This is a genomic window from Pseudoalteromonas piratica, assembly GCF_000788395.1.
Lineage (GTDB): Bacteria > Pseudomonadota > Gammaproteobacteria > Enterobacterales > Alteromonadaceae > Pseudoalteromonas > Pseudoalteromonas piratica.
Genome location: NZ_CP009888.1, coordinates 2,495,680 through 2,512,146, shown reverse-complemented (window position 1 = coordinate 2,512,146; position 16,467 = coordinate 2,495,680). Strand labels below are relative to the sequence as shown.

13 protein-coding genes and 1 pseudogene are annotated in these 16,467 nt (G+C 38.2%); 8 read left to right on the top strand and 6 right to left on the bottom strand.

The window, feature by feature from the left end; genetic code table 11:
* Window positions 1-7 precede the first annotated feature (7 nt).
* Together OM33_RS11700 and OM33_RS11695 are read left to right on the top strand one after the other, a co-directional pair.
* A complete protein-coding gene (locus OM33_RS11700; protein ID WP_038641927.1) occupies window positions 8-1,450 on the top strand; it encodes an EH signature domain-containing protein in 1,443 nt (480 codons plus the stop codon).
* The gene (locus OM33_RS11695) at window positions 1,450-4,908 is read left to right on the top strand and encodes an SNF2-related protein (protein ID WP_038641925.1); all 3,459 of its coding nucleotides are present in this window, start codon (window positions 1,450-1,452) and stop codon (window positions 4,906-4,908) included. Before OM33_RS11700 ends, OM33_RS11695 begins: the two co-directional genes overlap by 1 nt.
* A 268-nt stretch (window positions 4,909-5,176) precedes the next feature.
* Here OM33_RS11695 and OM33_RS11690 read toward each other — a convergent pair whose 3' ends face one another.
* Window positions 5,177-6,049 (bottom strand): NAD(P)-dependent oxidoreductase, encoded by an 873-nt coding sequence (locus OM33_RS11690; RefSeq protein WP_038641922.1) that lies wholly within the window; start codon window positions 6,047-6,049, stop codon window positions 5,177-5,179.
* Window positions 6,050-6,292: 243 nt separating this feature from the next.
* Between OM33_RS11690 and OM33_RS11685 the strand changes: the two are divergent.
* Window positions 6,293-6,796: pseudogene (locus OM33_RS11685) on the top strand (NAD(P)-dependent oxidoreductase); the annotation flags it as partial.
* A 45-nt stretch (window positions 6,797-6,841) separates the two neighbouring features.
* On the opposite strand, the gene OM33_RS11680 reads toward OM33_RS11685, so the two are convergent.
* Together OM33_RS11680 and sbcB are read right to left on the bottom strand one after the other, a co-directional pair.
* Complete coding sequence (locus OM33_RS11680; protein ID WP_038641921.1) at window positions 6,842-7,099, bottom strand: Rho-binding antiterminator; 258 nt, start codon at window positions 7,097-7,099, stop codon at window positions 6,842-6,844.
* Window positions 7,099-8,538, bottom strand: a complete 1,440-nt coding sequence (gene sbcB / locus OM33_RS11675; protein WP_038641919.1) for an exodeoxyribonuclease I — start codon at window positions 8,536-8,538, stop codon at window positions 7,099-7,101. The genes OM33_RS11680 and sbcB overlap by 1 nt, the downstream gene beginning before the upstream one ends.
* 337 nt (window positions 8,539-8,875) lie before the next feature.
* Between sbcB and OM33_RS11670 the strand changes: the two genes are divergently transcribed.
* Together OM33_RS11670 and OM33_RS11665 are read left to right on the top strand one after the other, a co-directional pair.
* Entirely contained in the window at window positions 8,876-10,030 is a 1,155-nt protein-coding gene (locus OM33_RS11670) for a hypothetical protein (RefSeq protein ID WP_038641917.1), read from the top strand.
* Between the two features lie 234 nt (window positions 10,031-10,264).
* Window positions 10,265-11,104, top strand: coding sequence for an isopenicillin N synthase family dioxygenase (locus tag OM33_RS11665; RefSeq protein WP_038641916.1), 840 nt, complete (start codon window positions 10,265-10,267; stop codon window positions 11,102-11,104).
* A 33-nt stretch (window positions 11,105-11,137) separates the two neighbouring features.
* Here the strand turns inward: OM33_RS11665 and OM33_RS22925 are convergent, their stop codons facing one another.
* The 3 genes from OM33_RS22925 to OM33_RS11655 form a co-directional block, all read right to left on the bottom strand.
* Entirely contained in the window at window positions 11,138-11,266 is a 129-nt protein-coding gene (locus OM33_RS22925; protein ID WP_267884426.1) for a hypothetical protein, read from the bottom strand.
* Window positions 11,267-11,498: 232 nt separating this feature from the next.
* On the bottom strand, window positions 11,499-11,864 hold the full coding sequence (locus tag OM33_RS11660; RefSeq protein ID WP_038641914.1) for a response regulator: 366 nt from the start codon (window positions 11,862-11,864) through the stop codon (window positions 11,499-11,501).
* Between the two features lie 186 nt (window positions 11,865-12,050).
* Window positions 12,051-12,482, bottom strand: a complete 432-nt coding sequence (locus OM33_RS11655) for a CBS domain-containing protein (protein WP_038641912.1) — start codon at window positions 12,480-12,482, stop codon at window positions 12,051-12,053.
* Between the two features lie 356 nt (window positions 12,483-12,838).
* On the opposite strand from OM33_RS11655, the gene nagK reads away from it, so the two are divergent.
* From nagK to nagX, 3 genes are all read left to right on the top strand, one after another.
* On the top strand, window positions 12,839-13,732 hold the full coding sequence (gene nagK / locus OM33_RS11650; protein ID WP_038641909.1) for an N-acetylglucosamine kinase: 894 nt from the start codon (window positions 12,839-12,841) through the stop codon (window positions 13,730-13,732).
* Between the two features lie 2 nt (window positions 13,733-13,734).
* Complete coding sequence (gene nagA / locus OM33_RS11645) at window positions 13,735-14,862, top strand: N-acetylglucosamine-6-phosphate deacetylase (RefSeq protein ID WP_038641906.1); 1,128 nt, start codon at window positions 13,735-13,737, stop codon at window positions 14,860-14,862.
* Between the two features lie 186 nt (window positions 14,863-15,048).
* A complete protein-coding gene (gene nagX, locus OM33_RS11640; protein WP_038641903.1) occupies window positions 15,049-16,188 on the top strand; it encodes a transmembrane glucosamine N-acetyltransferase NagX in 1,140 nt (379 codons plus the stop codon).
* Window positions 16,189-16,467 lie beyond the last annotated feature (279 nt).

Here is a 16,467-nt window from a genome sequence, read left to right as displayed (position 1 = left end):
GTTGAGTATGAGAATAAATTTAAAAAAGCTCAGATTTACAATACCTGAAAACCCTTTTGGGAAAAATACTAACTTGATGTTGGACCTGGTTAACGGACTCAAACAAATTTCAAAAAAGGCAGGTACAGATAATGACAGTTTTAAGGCTGCTTGGAGAAAAGTTTATAATGCTGTGCAGGCGAACAAAAACCTTGAGAATGTAATTGAAAATAAATTGGATATTCGTGCACTTGGTTTCGCTCTTAATTCAAAAGTTGGACAACAAATCCAGCTTACAACTTCTATCTTAGATAAAATTGACTTTTTAACCGAAAAACCAAGTTCGTTATTTTTGGAGAGTTTTTACCAATATTATTTGAGTCGTTATAGTAGCTTAAATAATGTTGCGTATACGTCAGAATGGTTGATTAACGCTAGAAAAAAGCGTAAGCAGTCAAAAGGGTTTGATGAAAATTTACTTTCTCAAGATGGGCCTAAATGGTTAGCACAACAAGCTATAGATAAAAATAGAGATTTCGATTTTATCGTTAAAGAATTCGAACTTGATCAGTTTCAGTCTGGTCAATTTATGGAGCTAGCTCAACGAATTTACTTTGTAGAACAACTCAAAAACATTCCAGTTAATAAACCTCACGACCTTCTTACAGAGGTTCAAAAAAAAGAGGTCTATGAATCTAGCTTTGATAGCTCCGAGTTATTGGGCCATAAAATTTTGAAGATACTAATAGAAAGAGCACCTTCGCACGATATCCATGAGTCTTGGCTTAATACAATTATGTCAATTGCGGGTGACCCAAGAGTACCTGTTAGCCATCCAAGATACAGAAAGTGGTGGAGTCATGTTTCAAAAGACATGTCTGCTAAAGTAAAAGGCTGGTTATCTGGGCTTGATTTAAGACTTTTTTTAGAAGCATTGGAGGACTTTTCTTATTCTTCTTATGATCCTGATATGGAACGAATGTTTCCAACTAGAAAAAAGTTTTTGGAAGGTCTTTACGATAAGAAATTAATTAAAAACACCAAGCTATATATGTGTAAAAGCATGGCTCGTTTTTTAAAAACTAAATACAAAGAAGAGCACCTACCAGACTTTTCCATAGTTGATGATGGTGAAAAATCTATTATTTATGTGGACTTAGGTAGTGCCCATATGATTGAAGGTAGCCACCAATGTCAATTGTGGATATATCGCTCTTTGCATGAATCTGCACCAGTACTTCAATATGATAAACAGCGCATATCCTATAGGAGCCTAACAAAAGGGCTTCATGAGGCTATGAGTAACTATGGCCACGGTGCATATGACTACTTTACTCACTCTCCAGCAAACTTTAGCTGGCAGCGCAGAGCTGTAGACTCATTAAGGGATTTAAGGGTGCCAGTAACAATAAAAGATGTTTTAACCGCAGATGATTATCGTACTTATATTCGAAGATTTGGAGCAGATTAGTGGCACTTTCGAACTTAATTAATAAATTTTTTAAAAATGCAGATCGGTCTGTTTCGTTTAATTTTATTCCTGATGAACTCGATGGCGCCTACTTTTCTTTAGACAAAAAAGAGTTTGAAAAAGTTAGAAATGGCACTGCTAACGAGTGGCTTATACAACAATATGTCACTTTAAAAATGCTAGAAGAGCAAGGAGAGGCTGAGAGTATACCTAATGGCTTCATTGTGCCTGCTAATGTACTTTGTCGATTAGATGATTATGTTCGAGAATCTTTATCATTACCTCCACTTTGGGATGGTGTAATTTATTCTGATATAAGAGGGAATACGAGTAGATCTAATTTTAAGGTTGAGCTTGCGGTATCAGACCCTGATGGCAGGACGACTCATAGTTATTCTATCGAAGGTCCAGTAATTAAATTTGGAGAGACTTCGCAATACTTACTAACTCAGGCTCAACTCATAGCATTTGAGTCAAAAAAGAAACATGAGAATTCTGATAAAACTGAATTCGATAACTTAACCTTGCTTCATAACTTGCAATTGAGTCAGAAGCAAAATGCCAAATTACAACTTCAACATTTCGAAAAATTAAAAATACATACTCCAGAAAAAATAGCGGTTGAGGCGGAGTTAGATTCTTTTGGTAATTTGATACTTACACCTTTTATGGGGCAAGAATCAAGTCACGAAGATATACAGAAAGTGTTGGGACAAATAGTTGCACCAAATGCCAATACTATAAAAGTAGGTGATGAAATCATTCTATTTACGGAAGAAAAAATTAAAGCCGTAAAAGAAGTTTTGGACAACAGGGTTGTACCTAAGAGTAAAGTAAAAGACTTTCTGCAAAACCCAACCGCTTTCATTGATGCGTCTTTGGTAGATTTAGACCTTGGGTTTTCGTTGCGTGTACATGGGGCGACAACTTTTAAACACGCCTATTTTGGTGAAACTGATGATTCAGGAGTTGATTGGTTTGGGAAATCAGCTTCTTCTGAGCAAGTACTTCCAATTTCAAAACTCCTTCCTTTAGTAAGTGATACATCATCATTTGAACACGTTAAAAAAGTAATTGATGATGCTGTGAATACAGGGGCCAATGAAATCGAGTTTGAAGGTAAATTTTTTGATATTTCTGACTCTGACAATGTAAGCAAAACTCTCGATGAGATTGAGGTGAAATTACGCTCTGGTAATGATGAAGAAGAGGTTGAGACAGGTTTTGATTCAGATAGCGAAGAAGAGGCAACAGAAACAGAAGAAACAATAGTAGTAGATATCGACCTTAATGATGAAGAACTATCCGAAAATTCACCGATTGTTTCAGAGAAGATAAATGATGTATGCCGAATGGGGGATTTAGATTGGGGCAATTACTTAAGAACTCCATATAAGCATCAAGATATTGGAGTTCGATGGATTCTAGGGCTATTGGATCAAAGTCACGAAAATAGCGCTATCAGTGGCTCTTTGCTTGCTGATGACATGGGGTTAGGGAAAACGTTCATGGCACTTTCTGCTGTGGAACATCATTATCGTGAAGTAAGTCAAATTAATGAAACTCAGAAACCGACATTGATTGTTGCTCCTCTGAGCTTGCTTGAAAACTGGAAAGATGAAGTAGAAAAAACCTTTAAAACATCTCCATTTAGAGACATTGTTATTCTTCAAACTGATGGTGAGTTAAATCGATTTAAAAATGGTGGTGTTGAAATCAGAACAAACACTTCAGATGGTGACGAATTTGAACCTCGCTATTCGTTAAACATTGGTAAAGACTGCGTCGATAGACTTGATATGCCGGGTCGATTGGTTATAACAACATATCAAACCCTTAGAGATTATCAATTCTCTCTTTGTCTTATAGATTGGGGTTTAGTCATTTTTGATGAAGCACAAAATATCAAAAACCCTAACGCCTTAGCAACCAGAGCAGCTAAAGGGCTTAAAGCCCAATTCAAATTAGTTGCCACTGGTACTCCTGTTGAAAATAGCTTAGCGGATTTCTGGTGCCTAATGGATACTGCCTGTCCTAAATATTTAGGAAGTTATCAGGATTTTAGAGCCAAATACATTTCACCAATATTACAAGCTGCAAGCGATGAAGTTGAAGATATTAGAAATAGAGTTGGTCGGGAGTTAAGGGTTAAAGTTGGGGCTATAATGCTTCGCAGGGTTAAGGAAGACAATCTTGACGGGCTACCTGAAAAGTTCATGTATGTTGGAATTGAAAATACTGATTGGAAATACCTGCCAGAACTAGGGAAGACGATGACAGGTTATCAATTAAAGGTTTATGATGGTGCTATAGAGTCGATTGAAGAGTCAGATTCTAATCATGTACTGAGCACACTACAAAGGCTCAGAAATAGTTCATTACATCCGCGATTAGCGGATGGGGGTAGTTTAAATTGCCCCCAATCTAATAAAGAACTAGACCAAATATTATTTGAATCAGAGAAGTTAAAAAGTTTACTACAGCTACTAGATTTAATTAAAACCAAAAATGAAAAGTGTATTATTTTCGCGGTAAACAAACGTCTTCAAACTTTTCTTAGTATTGCATTAGGAAGGAAATACGGGCTAGGCCCTCTTTCAATAATTAATGGTGATGCTAAGGCAGTTTCAAAAAAAGTATCTACACCTACTCGTAAAACAATGATTGCTGATTTTGAAGCAAAAGAAGGATTTAATATTATTGTTATGTCCCCTGTAGCAGCAGGTGTTGGATTGACTGTAGTTGGAGCAAATAATGTGGTTCATTTCGAGCGCCACTGGAATCCTGCTAAAGAAGCCCAAGCTACCGATCGCGTATACAGAATTGGGCAGACAAAAGACGTTAACATTTACGTTCCATTACTTCTTCATCCTGAGATGGAGTCTTTCGATGTTAATCTTCATAAGTTACTCACAAAGAAAACTCAACTAAAAGATGCGGTTGTTACACCGGAAGAAGTGATCCCAATGCCCGGAGGTATTGCTGGTGCTAAAGGATTCAGTGATGAACAAGTAATAAATGCTGATGATATAAAAAAATTAAGCTGGCAGCAGTTTGAAGCATTAACAGTAGAGGTAATGAATAAAGAGCTTTGTGCAGACAGTGCTTGGCTGGCAAGCAATGGTGCTGATAAAGGCTCTGATGGGGTTTTGATAGTAAATAATGAAATGGTACTGATTCAAGCAAAGCACACTACTAGAGGCCGCTATGATGGTTATAAAGCTGTGCAAGAAATTTTTGCAGCCAAACCAATTTACGAGCATCAAATAGGTAAAACTAGTGCAAAGTTACTTTTCATTACTAATGCGACAATGCTCTCATCAAGGACTAGAGAAGTTGCAAAGCAATGTGGCGTCGACGTTATTAATGGAAGTGAGTTGGCTCAGTTAGTTAAGAAGCATCAGATTACCTTTAAACAAATTTTAATGCGTTTAGATAAGAAAAGAATGAAAGTATGACTTTTAGTAAAATGATAATTCTGACTCAGATAATTCTTAGTTATTGTGCGAATTAGTGATTGATGCATTTTGTACAAATCTAATTTACATTTCGTCAATCTCAAATGGATAATCTAGGCTTCATTTAAGTAATTAATTAGATATTTTAGATTACACTTTAACTGAAAAGTCATGTTATCTTTTGATTAAGGTAACATGACTTGTTTGTGATTTTGGCAACTTTAAAATGTCAGCAAAAATTGGTTTATATAACTCAACTAAAGATTATTTAGATTAACCTTTTTAGCAAGCTAGAAGTATCCCAACGATTGCCGCCCATTTTTTGGATATCAGCATAAAATTGATCCACTAGAGCGGTTAGCGGGAGAGTTGAGCCATTTCGTTTAGCTTCGGTAAGTGCAATATCAAGATCTTTTCTCATCCAATCCACAGCAAATCCGTGCTCATACTCATCGGCCAACATGGTTTTATGACGGTTTTCCATTTGCCAAGAACCTGCAGCCCCTTTAGATATCACTTCTACAACTGCCTCGCAATCTAGCCCAGCATTTTGACCAAACTGCAATGCTTCTGATAGACCTTGTACCACACCTGCAATACATATTTGGTTCATCATCTTAGCAAGCTGGCCAGAACCTGCTTCTCCTAGAAGTTGACTAAAGCGACTGTATGAATTCATTACATCTACAACTTCATCATAGTGATTCTTATCGCCACCACACATCACAGTGAGTTGTCCATTGATTGCTCCTGCTTCTCCGCCAGATACAGGAGCATCAATAAAACCAACGTTTCTCTTAATCGATTCTTGGCATAGAAACCTTGCAATATCTGCTGATGCAGTTGTGTGGTCTACAAGCACGCTACCTGGTTTCATAGATTGAAGAACGCCTTCGTCTGAAAGAGTTACTTCTTTTAAGTCGTCATCGTTTCCAACGCAAATGAAGACTATATCTGCATCTTTTGCAGCCTCTTTCGGAGTGGTGGCGATAGAACCCAAATATTCTTTTGCCCAGCTTTCAGCTTTAGCAGTAGTTCTATTATATACCGTGACATTAAAGTCAGAACTCTTTGAAAGGTGACCAGCCATAGGGTAGCCCATAACTCCAAGGCCAATAAATGCTATTTTTAATTTTTCCATATTTTTTCTTCTTGAAGATAAATAAATTAGTTTAATGCTACCATGAATGAAAGTGACATTTTCAAACACTCAACAATTAAAATTCAGGTTCTCAGCTTTTAGAGTTTTTCGCAAAGCTACTAATTTCGAATGTTCAAAATTGGTATCTTCCGGCAAACATAATTTTCTGATTTGATTCCTAAAAAAATAACATTTACAACATTGAAATTAATTGACAACTTTTAAGGGTATTTGTCGCATTCAACAAAAGGGGCTGAAAATGGTGTATTAACTGTCATGTGCGGCGGTGATGACGCGGTATTTGCAAAAGCGCAACCGGTTATGGCTGCCTTTTCACAGTTTAGTCAATTATTAGGGCCAGTTGGTGCAGGTCAATTATGTAAAATGGTAAATCAGATTTGTATAGCAGGCCTAGTACAAGGACTTTCTGAGGGCATGCATTTTGCGATGAATGCAGGTCTTGATGGTGAAAAGGTTGTTGAAACCATTGCCAAAGGCGCTGCAGGCTCATGGCAAATGGAAAATCGTCATAAAACCATGCTTAAAGGCGAGTATGAGTTTGGTTTTGCGGTAGATTGGATGCGTAAAGATTTGGGTATTGCTCTAGATGAAGCAGGTAAAAATGGTTCACAATTGCCAGTCACTGCACTTGTTGATCAATTTTACAGTGAAGTACAAAACTTAGGTGGTGGTCGCTACGATACATCGAGTTTATTAGCTCGTTTGCAGTCTTTTAAACAAAAATAATCAACATGAGAATTAACAGCCCAAGATAAATTGGGCTGTTAATGATTACAGTTTAATATCGAAATTATGGCTAGCAGGGTTATTGTCACACGCAGACAAAGTAATCACCTCAGCGATATTAATGCGCTTTATTTCGCCATCAGTTAGCTGAACTTCGAGCCATTCAACTCCTCGGTGTGTCTTTAAATCCACAGCTTTACCTTGATAGGTAATTTTGTCTTTAATTGTGATGCGAATATTACTTTGGCGCATACAGACAATTTCAAAATAATCATGCAAATCGCAGCTAATTCGTTTTGTCATTATAAGCTCTGTGCGTAATGATAAAGTGATTTAAGTATCGCCATTTTCTTTTCATCACTTTCATGTTCATGGGCTAAATTTTCGAGTGTTAACATAAATTCATTGGCATCTATAGATGGGTTATCTTCGCCATGCATTAACTTATTTTGACAATACTTACGCCATCTTTCGAGCTCTTGATGATTAAGGCTTTCAGGCCAGTTGCGTGCGCGATAGCGAAACAGCATTTCACTGTACTTTGCGTCATCAAAATCTAATTGAAGACCCGCTAATTGGCTCGGCTCAGTTGAACGAATAATATCGAACTTTGATTTATCACCGCTTGAGGCAAACCCTTGATAAAGCGCATAGTCTGGATTTGTTATAGCTGTTAAATGACTATCGTCATTAAATACTTCCACAACTTTCTCACGAAGCTCAGGGTGTGCACGCAGCAACTTTAGATTCGCTAAGCAAGCTTCTCTGTTTATGCCTAATCGTTCTGCATTTTCAGGCAGCAAGGTTTTTGCCGGCGCAATAAATGTGCATTTGTTAATGTGGACTTGCTTTAAACCAATGGGTAATTGGTCGTCTGTTAGGTTTTCGCGTTTTGTATAAAGTCGCTCGCGAATTTCTTCGACACTCAATTCGATTAAGGGGGTTGGGTCGAGGGCCAAATTAACGCAGATAACGGCATTTTTATTTTGATGATGAAATGCAATAGGGGCTATCCATGTTGTACAGCCTTGAGTGGCCGGAATCTTAGATGACACATGTACCAATGGCGTCATATTAAATACATCTAATAACTCTTGCGCCGCTTTTTTAAAACGTAAATTAAAATAGTAGTGGTACATTTTTGGCTGTTTTTCTTTGATAAGTTTTGCCAGCGCAATGGTTGCTGTGACATCACTTAATGCATCGTGAGCATTACCATGGTCAATACCATTTGCTGCTGTTAACTCTTCTAAACGAAAACTTGGTGAACCGTCTTCTTTTTCTGGCCAATTAATACCTTCTGGGCGCAGTGCGTAGGTAGCGCGTACTAAGTCAATGATGTCCCAACGGCTGTTACCATTTTGCCATTCGCGTGCATAAGGGTCGTAAAAGTTACGATAAAAGCTATAACGCGATACTTCATCGTCAAAGCGAATACTGTTGTAACCTGCAACACAGGTATTTTCTTTGGCAAATTCTTGATGAATTTTGCTAATAAAATCGGCCTCGCAAATGCCATGTTTCATCGCATGTTGCGGTGTAATACCGGTTACTAATGCTGCCATTGGATGCGGTAGGTAATCTGCTTGTGGTTTGCAGTAAATAACCAAAGGTTCGCCAATAATATTAAGATCGAGATCAGTACGAATGCCAGCAAACTGACTCGGTCTGTCTTTTTGTGGGGTCGCACCCCAAGTTTCGTAGTCGTGCCAGTAAATTGTTGGTTGTTCTTGGTTATTCATAAAAAAGCATAATTCGTTTTGAAATTGAAAAGGTGACTGTCTAATTACATTCGTGACTGCAGTTTAAACAGAGCGCTTAAAAAGTCAGTGTTGGGCAACGTAATTTGAAACTTTTCAAAGATTTTTATTTAGCCTAATCATAACATTTAACATTGATAATGTCCTTGCTTGCGCTGAAGAGGATGCAGTTGTGCTCACCATTTGTTGCATTTTAGTTAAATGTTAATCCTTCTCAACACTGGGTCACAACTTGGTCACACTTTCCCACAGATGCTTACTTAACCTTACTTAGCATGATTCATATCATTATGTTTTGTTTGAGGAAAAGGAACTGAATATGAAAAAGTTGGGATTGGTTACATGTATCTTAGCCGCGATTGCTGGGTGTAATAGTGAAAGTAATAATACGACAAGTAAACCTACGGTGAGCACGGGTCAGGCAGGTAAAATAGATGAAATGTTTTTTCAACAGATTAAACGCGCTGGCGAACACGATACGCCTTGGCAGGGTTACCAGTTTGATAAAGTAGGGATGTATTTAATTCATGCCGAAGATAAGCAAGTCAAAAACGCTTATATTGTCAATGCAAAAGAACCAATCCCAGATGCTGTAGCGCTAGATAAAAGTTATGGCATAACAGTACAACAATTTAATGAAATGAGTGTTGCAGCACATGATAAGTTATTGGCAGGTAATGGTCTTTTTGATTTTTATTACAAAATTAAAAATAATAGTTATTATCTTCAAAAATACGATGAAAATGCGGTTAACATCAAAGATAAATTGACAACACCAAGTATCGCTTTGGCATACCACGAAGCATTTCATAATTACCAACAAACTGCTTTTAAACAACCTGAAGGCTACCAGCAACTTGATTTTAATTCATTTGATAAATACCCACTTGATGAGCAAATGTTGACGTTAAAAGTGATGATGCTTTCGCTTTTCTCTGATTTACCGAATAAAACACTCACAAGCGAACAAACCTTAACGCTTATTAAACAATACTCAGTGTTAGTGGGCGAAATGTTGCGTATTGATAGCTCGCGTACTGGTGATGAAAAAACAGGTTGGATTTATAAACATGCACTTGGGCAAGAGCTCTATGAAGGCAGTGCGTTATTAGTCGACACTTTGATGTCGCGAGACGTTATTGCTTCTCACAAGAATAAACCTTTTTCACTATTTAATCCTTTAAAGTTAGATCAAGCGCAGCATGGCGTAACGCAAATTAGTTCTAAACAAGAAAAAGAGCAATTTTTCGCGTTCAATATGTTTTATGATTCAGGTGCTTCGATTATTTGGCTATTACTTAATTATGGTATTGACCCTAAACAGTTAGAAAATGGGCGATACCCTTATTCGATCGCGAAAGAAATTGCTAACTTAAGTGAATTAGACCGTTATTATTTACTACGTGATTTAAAACAAACAACGCTTTGGCAACATGCAGAGCAAAGTGCCAAGCGTTACAGCGCATTCAATTAACGAAACGGGGTGGTTTGCGATTACAGCATTGTGTTCATAAAGTAATGGTCTTAATTAGAATTGATTAAATTGACTTAAATCAAAAGATGATAACTCATAACATGTGTGCGGACATTCGTCCTTATAATCTATAATCACATTAGTGAGAATGATGCGTGCAAAACACATCCCTTGAATTATTTGATAAGTGTATGAGCCTAAAAGGCTCTTCACTTTTTTATATTGGTGAATCTTATGCAATTACCTACGGTTGATTATACCGCTGAAAATGCGGCTGAGCAGTTTGTTGAGTCGTTACGAAATACCGGTTTCGGTGTATTAAAAAACCACCCAATTTCACAAGATTTAGTTGAGTCAATTTACAAAAATTGGCAAGACTTTTTCAATTCAAGTGAAAAACACGATTTTCTGTTTAGTAAAGAAACACAAGATGGTTATTTTCCGCCAGAGGTATCTGAAGTCGCGAAAGGTTTCACTGTAAAAGATATTAAAGAATACTTTCACGTTTATCCGAAAGGTCGTGTACCTGCACAGTTAGAAGCAGAAATTCGCGAATATTACCGTTTAGCTAACGAGTTCGCGTCTACACTACTTAGCTGGGTGCAAGAATACGCACCAGCTGACGTAAAGGCGAAGTTTTCAATTGATTTGAAAGACATGATTTCAAATTCAGATCAGACGTTGTTACGTGTACTTCATTACCCGCCAATGACTGGTGATGAAGAGCCGGGTGCAATTCGTGCTGCAGCGCATGGTGATATTAATTTACTAACGGTCCTACCTGCGGCGAATGAGCCTGGTCTGCAAGTACAAGACAAAGATGGCGGCTGGATTGATGTGCCATGTGACTTTGGTAACTTAATTATTAATATTGGTGATATGTTACAAGAAGCGTCGGGTGGCTACTTCCCATCGACAATTCACAGAGTGATTAATCCGACAGGAAAGGCGTCTGATAAATCACGCATTTCATTACCACTATTTTTACACCCACGTCCTGACGTAGTGCTTTCAGAGCGTTACACAGCAGACAGCTACTTAAACGAACGTTTAAAAGAACTTGGTGTTAAGTAATTAAAAAAGCCCGCAATAGCGGGCTTTTTTAATTTAGTTATAACCTCGTTCAAAACATTTCTCGTCTTGAGTTGGCTGAAACGGCTTGCTTGCATGTTTTGCATTGTTAACCGGTTGCTGACGGTTTGACGGAGGGCATAAGCTTCCCGTTGAATTTCCCATGTTCTGTGTTCCTGTTGTCATTAGGTTGTTTAAGTTAGCTAGGTTTATTAGTAAACACTGTGCAAACTAACAAACAATAAGCGAAAAGTTACTAGTAAAAGTGACGTTATCAGCAAATTGTAATTGTATTTATCTAAAACAGGTCGTACCTGCCTTAGTTGCTACGTTTTTAACTAGTAGTTATAGTTTTAACAGGAATTTTGTATTTTGTATACACTATAAGTAAGAAAGTTTACTTTTTAATCAGTTTTTCTACTGCGGTCAGTAACCGCGTGGGATCAAAGGGCTTTGTTAACCAGCCACTGGCTCCGCTGTTTTTAGCTTTCTCTTTTTTATAACTGCTCGACTCTGTGGTGAGCATTAAAATAGGCACATATTGGTGCGCGGGTAAACGCCGTATTTTTGGGATTAGGCTCAATCCGCTCATATTTGGCATATTTATATCTGTAATTACCATGTCAAACTGATGCGTTCTTAGTTGTTCCATTGCTTCAACGCCATCATTTGCGGTTATTACCTGATGGCCTGCGCCAGTCAGTATTGCTTCAATCATTGTTCTAATCGTTTGTTGATCATCAACGGCTAAAATGTGTGCCATGTTATATTCCCTGTAACCAATGAAAATTCACTTAGTAAGTATAGAAGGGGAGTACAATTTTATACAATTTGGTTTTTAGCAATGAGGGTTAAAATTCGTGTTAATAAAGCGGGTTAAGAGAATTAAAAAAAGCACTTAACATAAATAGTTTCAGTGCTTTTGTTTGATAAAGTAATTTAGTAATGGTTAAACGAAGCGGCGATGCCCTTGTTCATAAATAGCGTGATGATGTTGATCAATCGCTCTGAGTACATCACTTCTTGTTATTACACCAACCAAGCGTTTATTTGCATCAACAACCGGGTAAATTTTTGGTTTGTTGGTGAGCATGCTTTGTGCAAGATCAAGCACAGAGTGATCTTCGTCTATTGCCAGTACATCTGTACGCATAATATCTACAACCTTGTAATGGCTTTCATTTTGATAGGTATCTTCTAGCATTCTTTCTAGGCAATCTTGCTCAGACAAAAAACCGACAACATGTTTATGTTCATCAAGTACAGGCCCACCAATTTGATGCGCAATTAACAACCTTTCAGACGCTTCACTGACAGTCATATGTAAGGTAAAGGTGACGGCACGGTGTGTCATATAGTCTTTTACTTTGATTGATTGCATAGAATGCTCACTCTTGTTCGGTATTTAATTAAAGCGTAGTTTGTAATTTAATGATTTGCCAAGAGAATCAGTATTGTCTTGCGTTTAATAGTCAGTGCGGTACTGTGTTTTTGGAAGGTGTTACCTTTTAGTCTAATGTGATTAATTTTAACTCTTTATAAAACAATGTATTAACCTTTATTTGTTGATTGAAAATTAAAAACTATAAAAATTTAATGACAACGCTGTCATTATTTGTGTAACATTAAATCAACACTTGGGTTGAGGAAATCGTTAAAAGTACACAGCTGTTACTGGGTTGAGTATGGCCAAAGTGACATTTAACGATATAAAAATATAAGAATTGAGGTTGTTTAATGGTTGCAAGTAGTGCAAATAAAGAGCAAATCTTTATTGGAATTGACGGTGGCGGCACAAAATGTCGTGCCACTGTATTTTCGAGCCAAAATGGTGTGCTTGGTACAGGACTCGGAGGTCCAGCTAACCCATTGCATGGCTTAGATCGCACACTTGAATCCATTATGGTGTCTACACAACTGGCTATTCAAGATGCAGGCTTAAACCTTGATAAGGTCAATGATGTTGTTGCCGGACTTGGTCTTGCGGGTGTCAATTTGCCTGGTCTTTATCAGCAAATTCAGGATTGGCATCATCCATTTAAACAAATGTATCTAACTACCGATCTTCATACAGCATGTATAGGTGCTCATGAGGGCAACGACGGTGCGGTTATAATTACTGGCACTGGCTCATGTGGTTTCTCTTACGTTAATGGTAAAAGTACAATTTTAGGTGGTCATGGCTTTGCGCAGGGTGATAAAGGCAGCGGTGCTTGGCTTGGTCTTGAAGCAGTCAAATCTGCTTTATTAAGTTTAGATGGATTAGGGCCTAAGACCTCGCTTGCGGATATCTTACTTGCACATTTTAAAGTGAGTGATGCAATGGGTATTGCAGAAGCCATGGCTGGTAAACCATCAAGCAGTTATGCACAATTGGCACGTCCTGTTTTAGAACAGGCAAAACAAGGTGATGAAGTAGCCCTTGCAATAGTGAAAGACGGTGCGCGATACATTAGCGATTTAGCGTATAAATTATTAGACAATCAACCGCCGCGTTTATCTATGATTGGTGGTTTAGCAGAACCACTACAAGAATGGTTAGATAAAGACGTTGTTGAAAACGTGCAACCTGCCATGCAGCCACCAGAAATGGGTGCTGTTTATTTCGCTCAGAACTCGATTAAAGGTTAATTATGTCTGTGACTACCTATTTTGCGACCCGCCTTTTTACAGGTGAACAGTTTTTAGAAAACGTCAGTTTTGTTGTTGAAAACGGTGTTATTTCCGAGTTTGTAAATGGTCAAGCAGCAGAAGCAATTTCACTTACTGGTACTGTTGTGCCGGGTTTTATTGATGTGCAAGTCAATGGTGGCGGCGGTGCATTCTTTAATGCAGAGCAAAGCGTTGAGTGCGTTAATAAAATTGCAAAAGCGCATGGCCAATTTGGTACAACGGCACTCTTACCTACACTTATTACAGACAGTGTAGAGGTAATGGAGCGTGCAGCTGATGCAACCGCTCAGGCAATTAAAGATAAAGTGCCAGGTATTGTCGGTGTGCACTTCGAAGGCCCACATTTGTCTATGCCAAAAAAAGGCACGCACAGTGAAAAATTTATCCGTCCTATTTCAGAAGCGGAATTTGCTGTTTTTGAACGTCAAGATTTAGGCATTAAAGTAGTCACACTTGCCCCTGAAAATGTCTCTGTTGCAGATATTAAACGTCTTGTTAATGCGGGTGTAAAAGTATCGATTGGTCACACCAATGCCGATTATCAAACAGTACTTGCTGCCCTTGAGGCTGGCGCAGATGGCTTTACGCACTTATACAATGCAATGAGTGCGTTTACCTCACGTGAACCAGGTGTGGTAGGTGCAGCACTTACAGATACCAATGCATGGTGTGGCTTAATTGTTGATGGTCACCACGTTCATCCTGTTTCGGCTAAATTTGCGATTGATAGCAAAACCCGTGGCAAAATTATGTTAGTGACTGATGCTATGCCGCCTGTTGGCACGGATGATATGGAATTTGATTTCTTCGATGGTCGAAAAGTTATTCGTACTGGCGATAGACTTAATTCAACGACAGGGGAGTTAGCGGGCAGTGTTCTTGATATGGCAGGTGCTGTTAGAAACACTATCAACACTCTTGACGTTAGTTATGCTGAAGCGCTTCGTATGGCATCACTTTACCCAGCACAATATTTAGGGCTAGGAACACAAAAAGGACGATTAGTCGTCGGTTCAGATGCTGATTTTGTGGTGATGAGTGATGATTATTATGCACAAGATACTTTTGTTGGTGGCGCGAAACGTTAAACGATTCCTGGGCAAAAACCCTGCTTTGAAGTAACAAGCGGGGCTTTTTTTTATCTAAAGAAAGTGAAAATTAGCGGCCGTATTTTTAGGGGAAGTACGCAAATAGTAATTAAATCAAATGCAAAGTAAGGTGTTCAGACTGCTTACCACTGTGTATGATTTTATAAGTTTTAAAACGAGGTTGTCGTGAGCGATACGAATAAAAAAGCAAAAAAGCGTTTGGCGTCTTTAGATGCACTACGTGGCTTTGACATGTTTTGGATTTTAGGTGGTGAGAAAATTTTTGCTGCCTTATTTGTCTTAACTGGCTGGGCTGGTTGGAAAGTTGCCGAAGCACAAACATTACATAGTCAATGGCATGGTTTTACCTTTTATGATTTGATTTTCCCACTGTTTATTTTTCTCTCTGGCGTAGCGATGGGGCTGGCACCTAAACGCATCGATCATTTGCCATTTGTTGAACGTAAACCAATTTATATTAAGGCATTTAAGCGTTTATTATTATTATGTTCTTTTGGTGTACTTTATAACCATGGTTGGGGCACAGGCGTACCACTTAATCCTGAAGAAATCCGTTTTGCAAGTGTACTAGGGCGTATTGCAATTGCTTGGTTTGTTGCCGCAATGTTGGTTTGGCATACCAGCTTCAGAACACAAATGTTCACCCTTGTAGGTATTCTAATTGGTTATTGGGTTTGGTTATGTTTTATTCCAGTACCGGGTGGTGTAGCAGGTGATTTATCTTCAGGTGGTGCTGGTACGTGGAATGCGTGGTTTGATACAAACTTGTTACCGGGAATTACTTACCAAAATAAACCAATGGATCCTGAGGGTATTTTGTCGAGTGTACCAGCGATTGCAAATGCGTTGTTTGGTGTGATTGCAGGCCGTTATATTAAACAAGCGCAAGAGCGTGGCGAGTGGAAAACAGCTGGTATTTTATTTGCAGCAGGTTTAGTTGCACTGGCATGTGGTTGGCTTTGGGATATGGTGTTCCCAGTAAATAAAGACTTATGGACTTCGTCGTTTGTGATGGTGACAGTCGGCTGGAGCTTTATTTTACTTGCCGTGTTTTACGCGGTAGTTGATTTATTAAACCAACAGCGCGCAGCGTATCTGTTTGTTATTATTGGTGCGAATTCAATTGTTATTTATTTGGCGTCAAGTTTAGTTAATTGGGAATTTGTTTCTAAAAGTGTGTTTGGTGGTGTGATTGCTGCGGTACCAGCACCTTGGCAGCCATTGTTTGCGGTATTTGCCTTATTAGCTGTGCAATTATTAGTATTACATTGGCTTTATAAACGTAAAATTTTAATTAGCGTTTAAGTCTATGTCCACAAGGGCAGTTGAATAATAAGTAAAAGCTGGCAGTGCCAGCTTTTTATTTGGTGTTTTCATATAACTAATTTTAATTAGCAAATAACGATTATTTATTCACTTTTACTTTACAAATTTGTAATTAGACGCAATAATGACAGCGTTGTCATAATGGTAAAGCCTAATATCGTCAGTATCCCGATTAGGTTTTGTGATCTATGGATTATCTTTACTTGCACGGACAGATATCCATAGATCCCATTTTTATTTAACCCCTTACTAGAGCCT

Coding starts and splice junctions, on each gene's coding strand:
- OM33_RS11700 (WP_038641927.1), top strand. CDS start 8: ATGAGAATAAATTTAAAAAAGCTCAGATTTACAATACCTGAAAACCCT.
- OM33_RS11690 (WP_038641922.1), bottom strand. CDS start 6,049: ATGGAAAAATTAAAAATAGCATTTATTGGCCTTGGAGTTATGGGCTAC.
- OM33_RS11680 (WP_038641921.1), bottom strand. CDS start 7,099: ATGACAAAACGAATTAGCTGCGATTTGCATGATTATTTTGAAATTGTC.
- sbcB (WP_038641919.1), bottom strand. CDS start 8,538: ATGAATAACCAAGAACAACCAACAATTTACTGGCACGACTACGAAACT.
- OM33_RS11670 (WP_038641917.1), top strand. CDS start 8,876: ATGAAAAAGTTGGGATTGGTTACATGTATCTTAGCCGCGATTGCTGGG.
- OM33_RS11665 (WP_038641916.1), top strand. CDS start 10,265: ATGCAATTACCTACGGTTGATTATACCGCTGAAAATGCGGCTGAGCAG.
- OM33_RS22925 (WP_267884426.1), bottom strand. CDS start 11,266: ATGGGAAATTCAACGGGAAGCTTATGCCCTCCGTCAAACCGTCAGCAA.
- OM33_RS11660 (WP_038641914.1), bottom strand. CDS start 11,864: ATGGCACACATTTTAGCCGTTGATGATCAACAAACGATTAGAACAATG.
- OM33_RS11655 (WP_038641912.1), bottom strand. CDS start 12,482: ATGCAATCAATCAAAGTAAAAGACTATATGACACACCGTGCCGTCACC.
- nagK (WP_038641909.1), top strand. CDS start 12,839: ATGGTTGCAAGTAGTGCAAATAAAGAGCAAATCTTTATTGGAATTGAC.
- nagA (WP_038641906.1), top strand. CDS start 13,735: ATGTCTGTGACTACCTATTTTGCGACCCGCCTTTTTACAGGTGAACAG.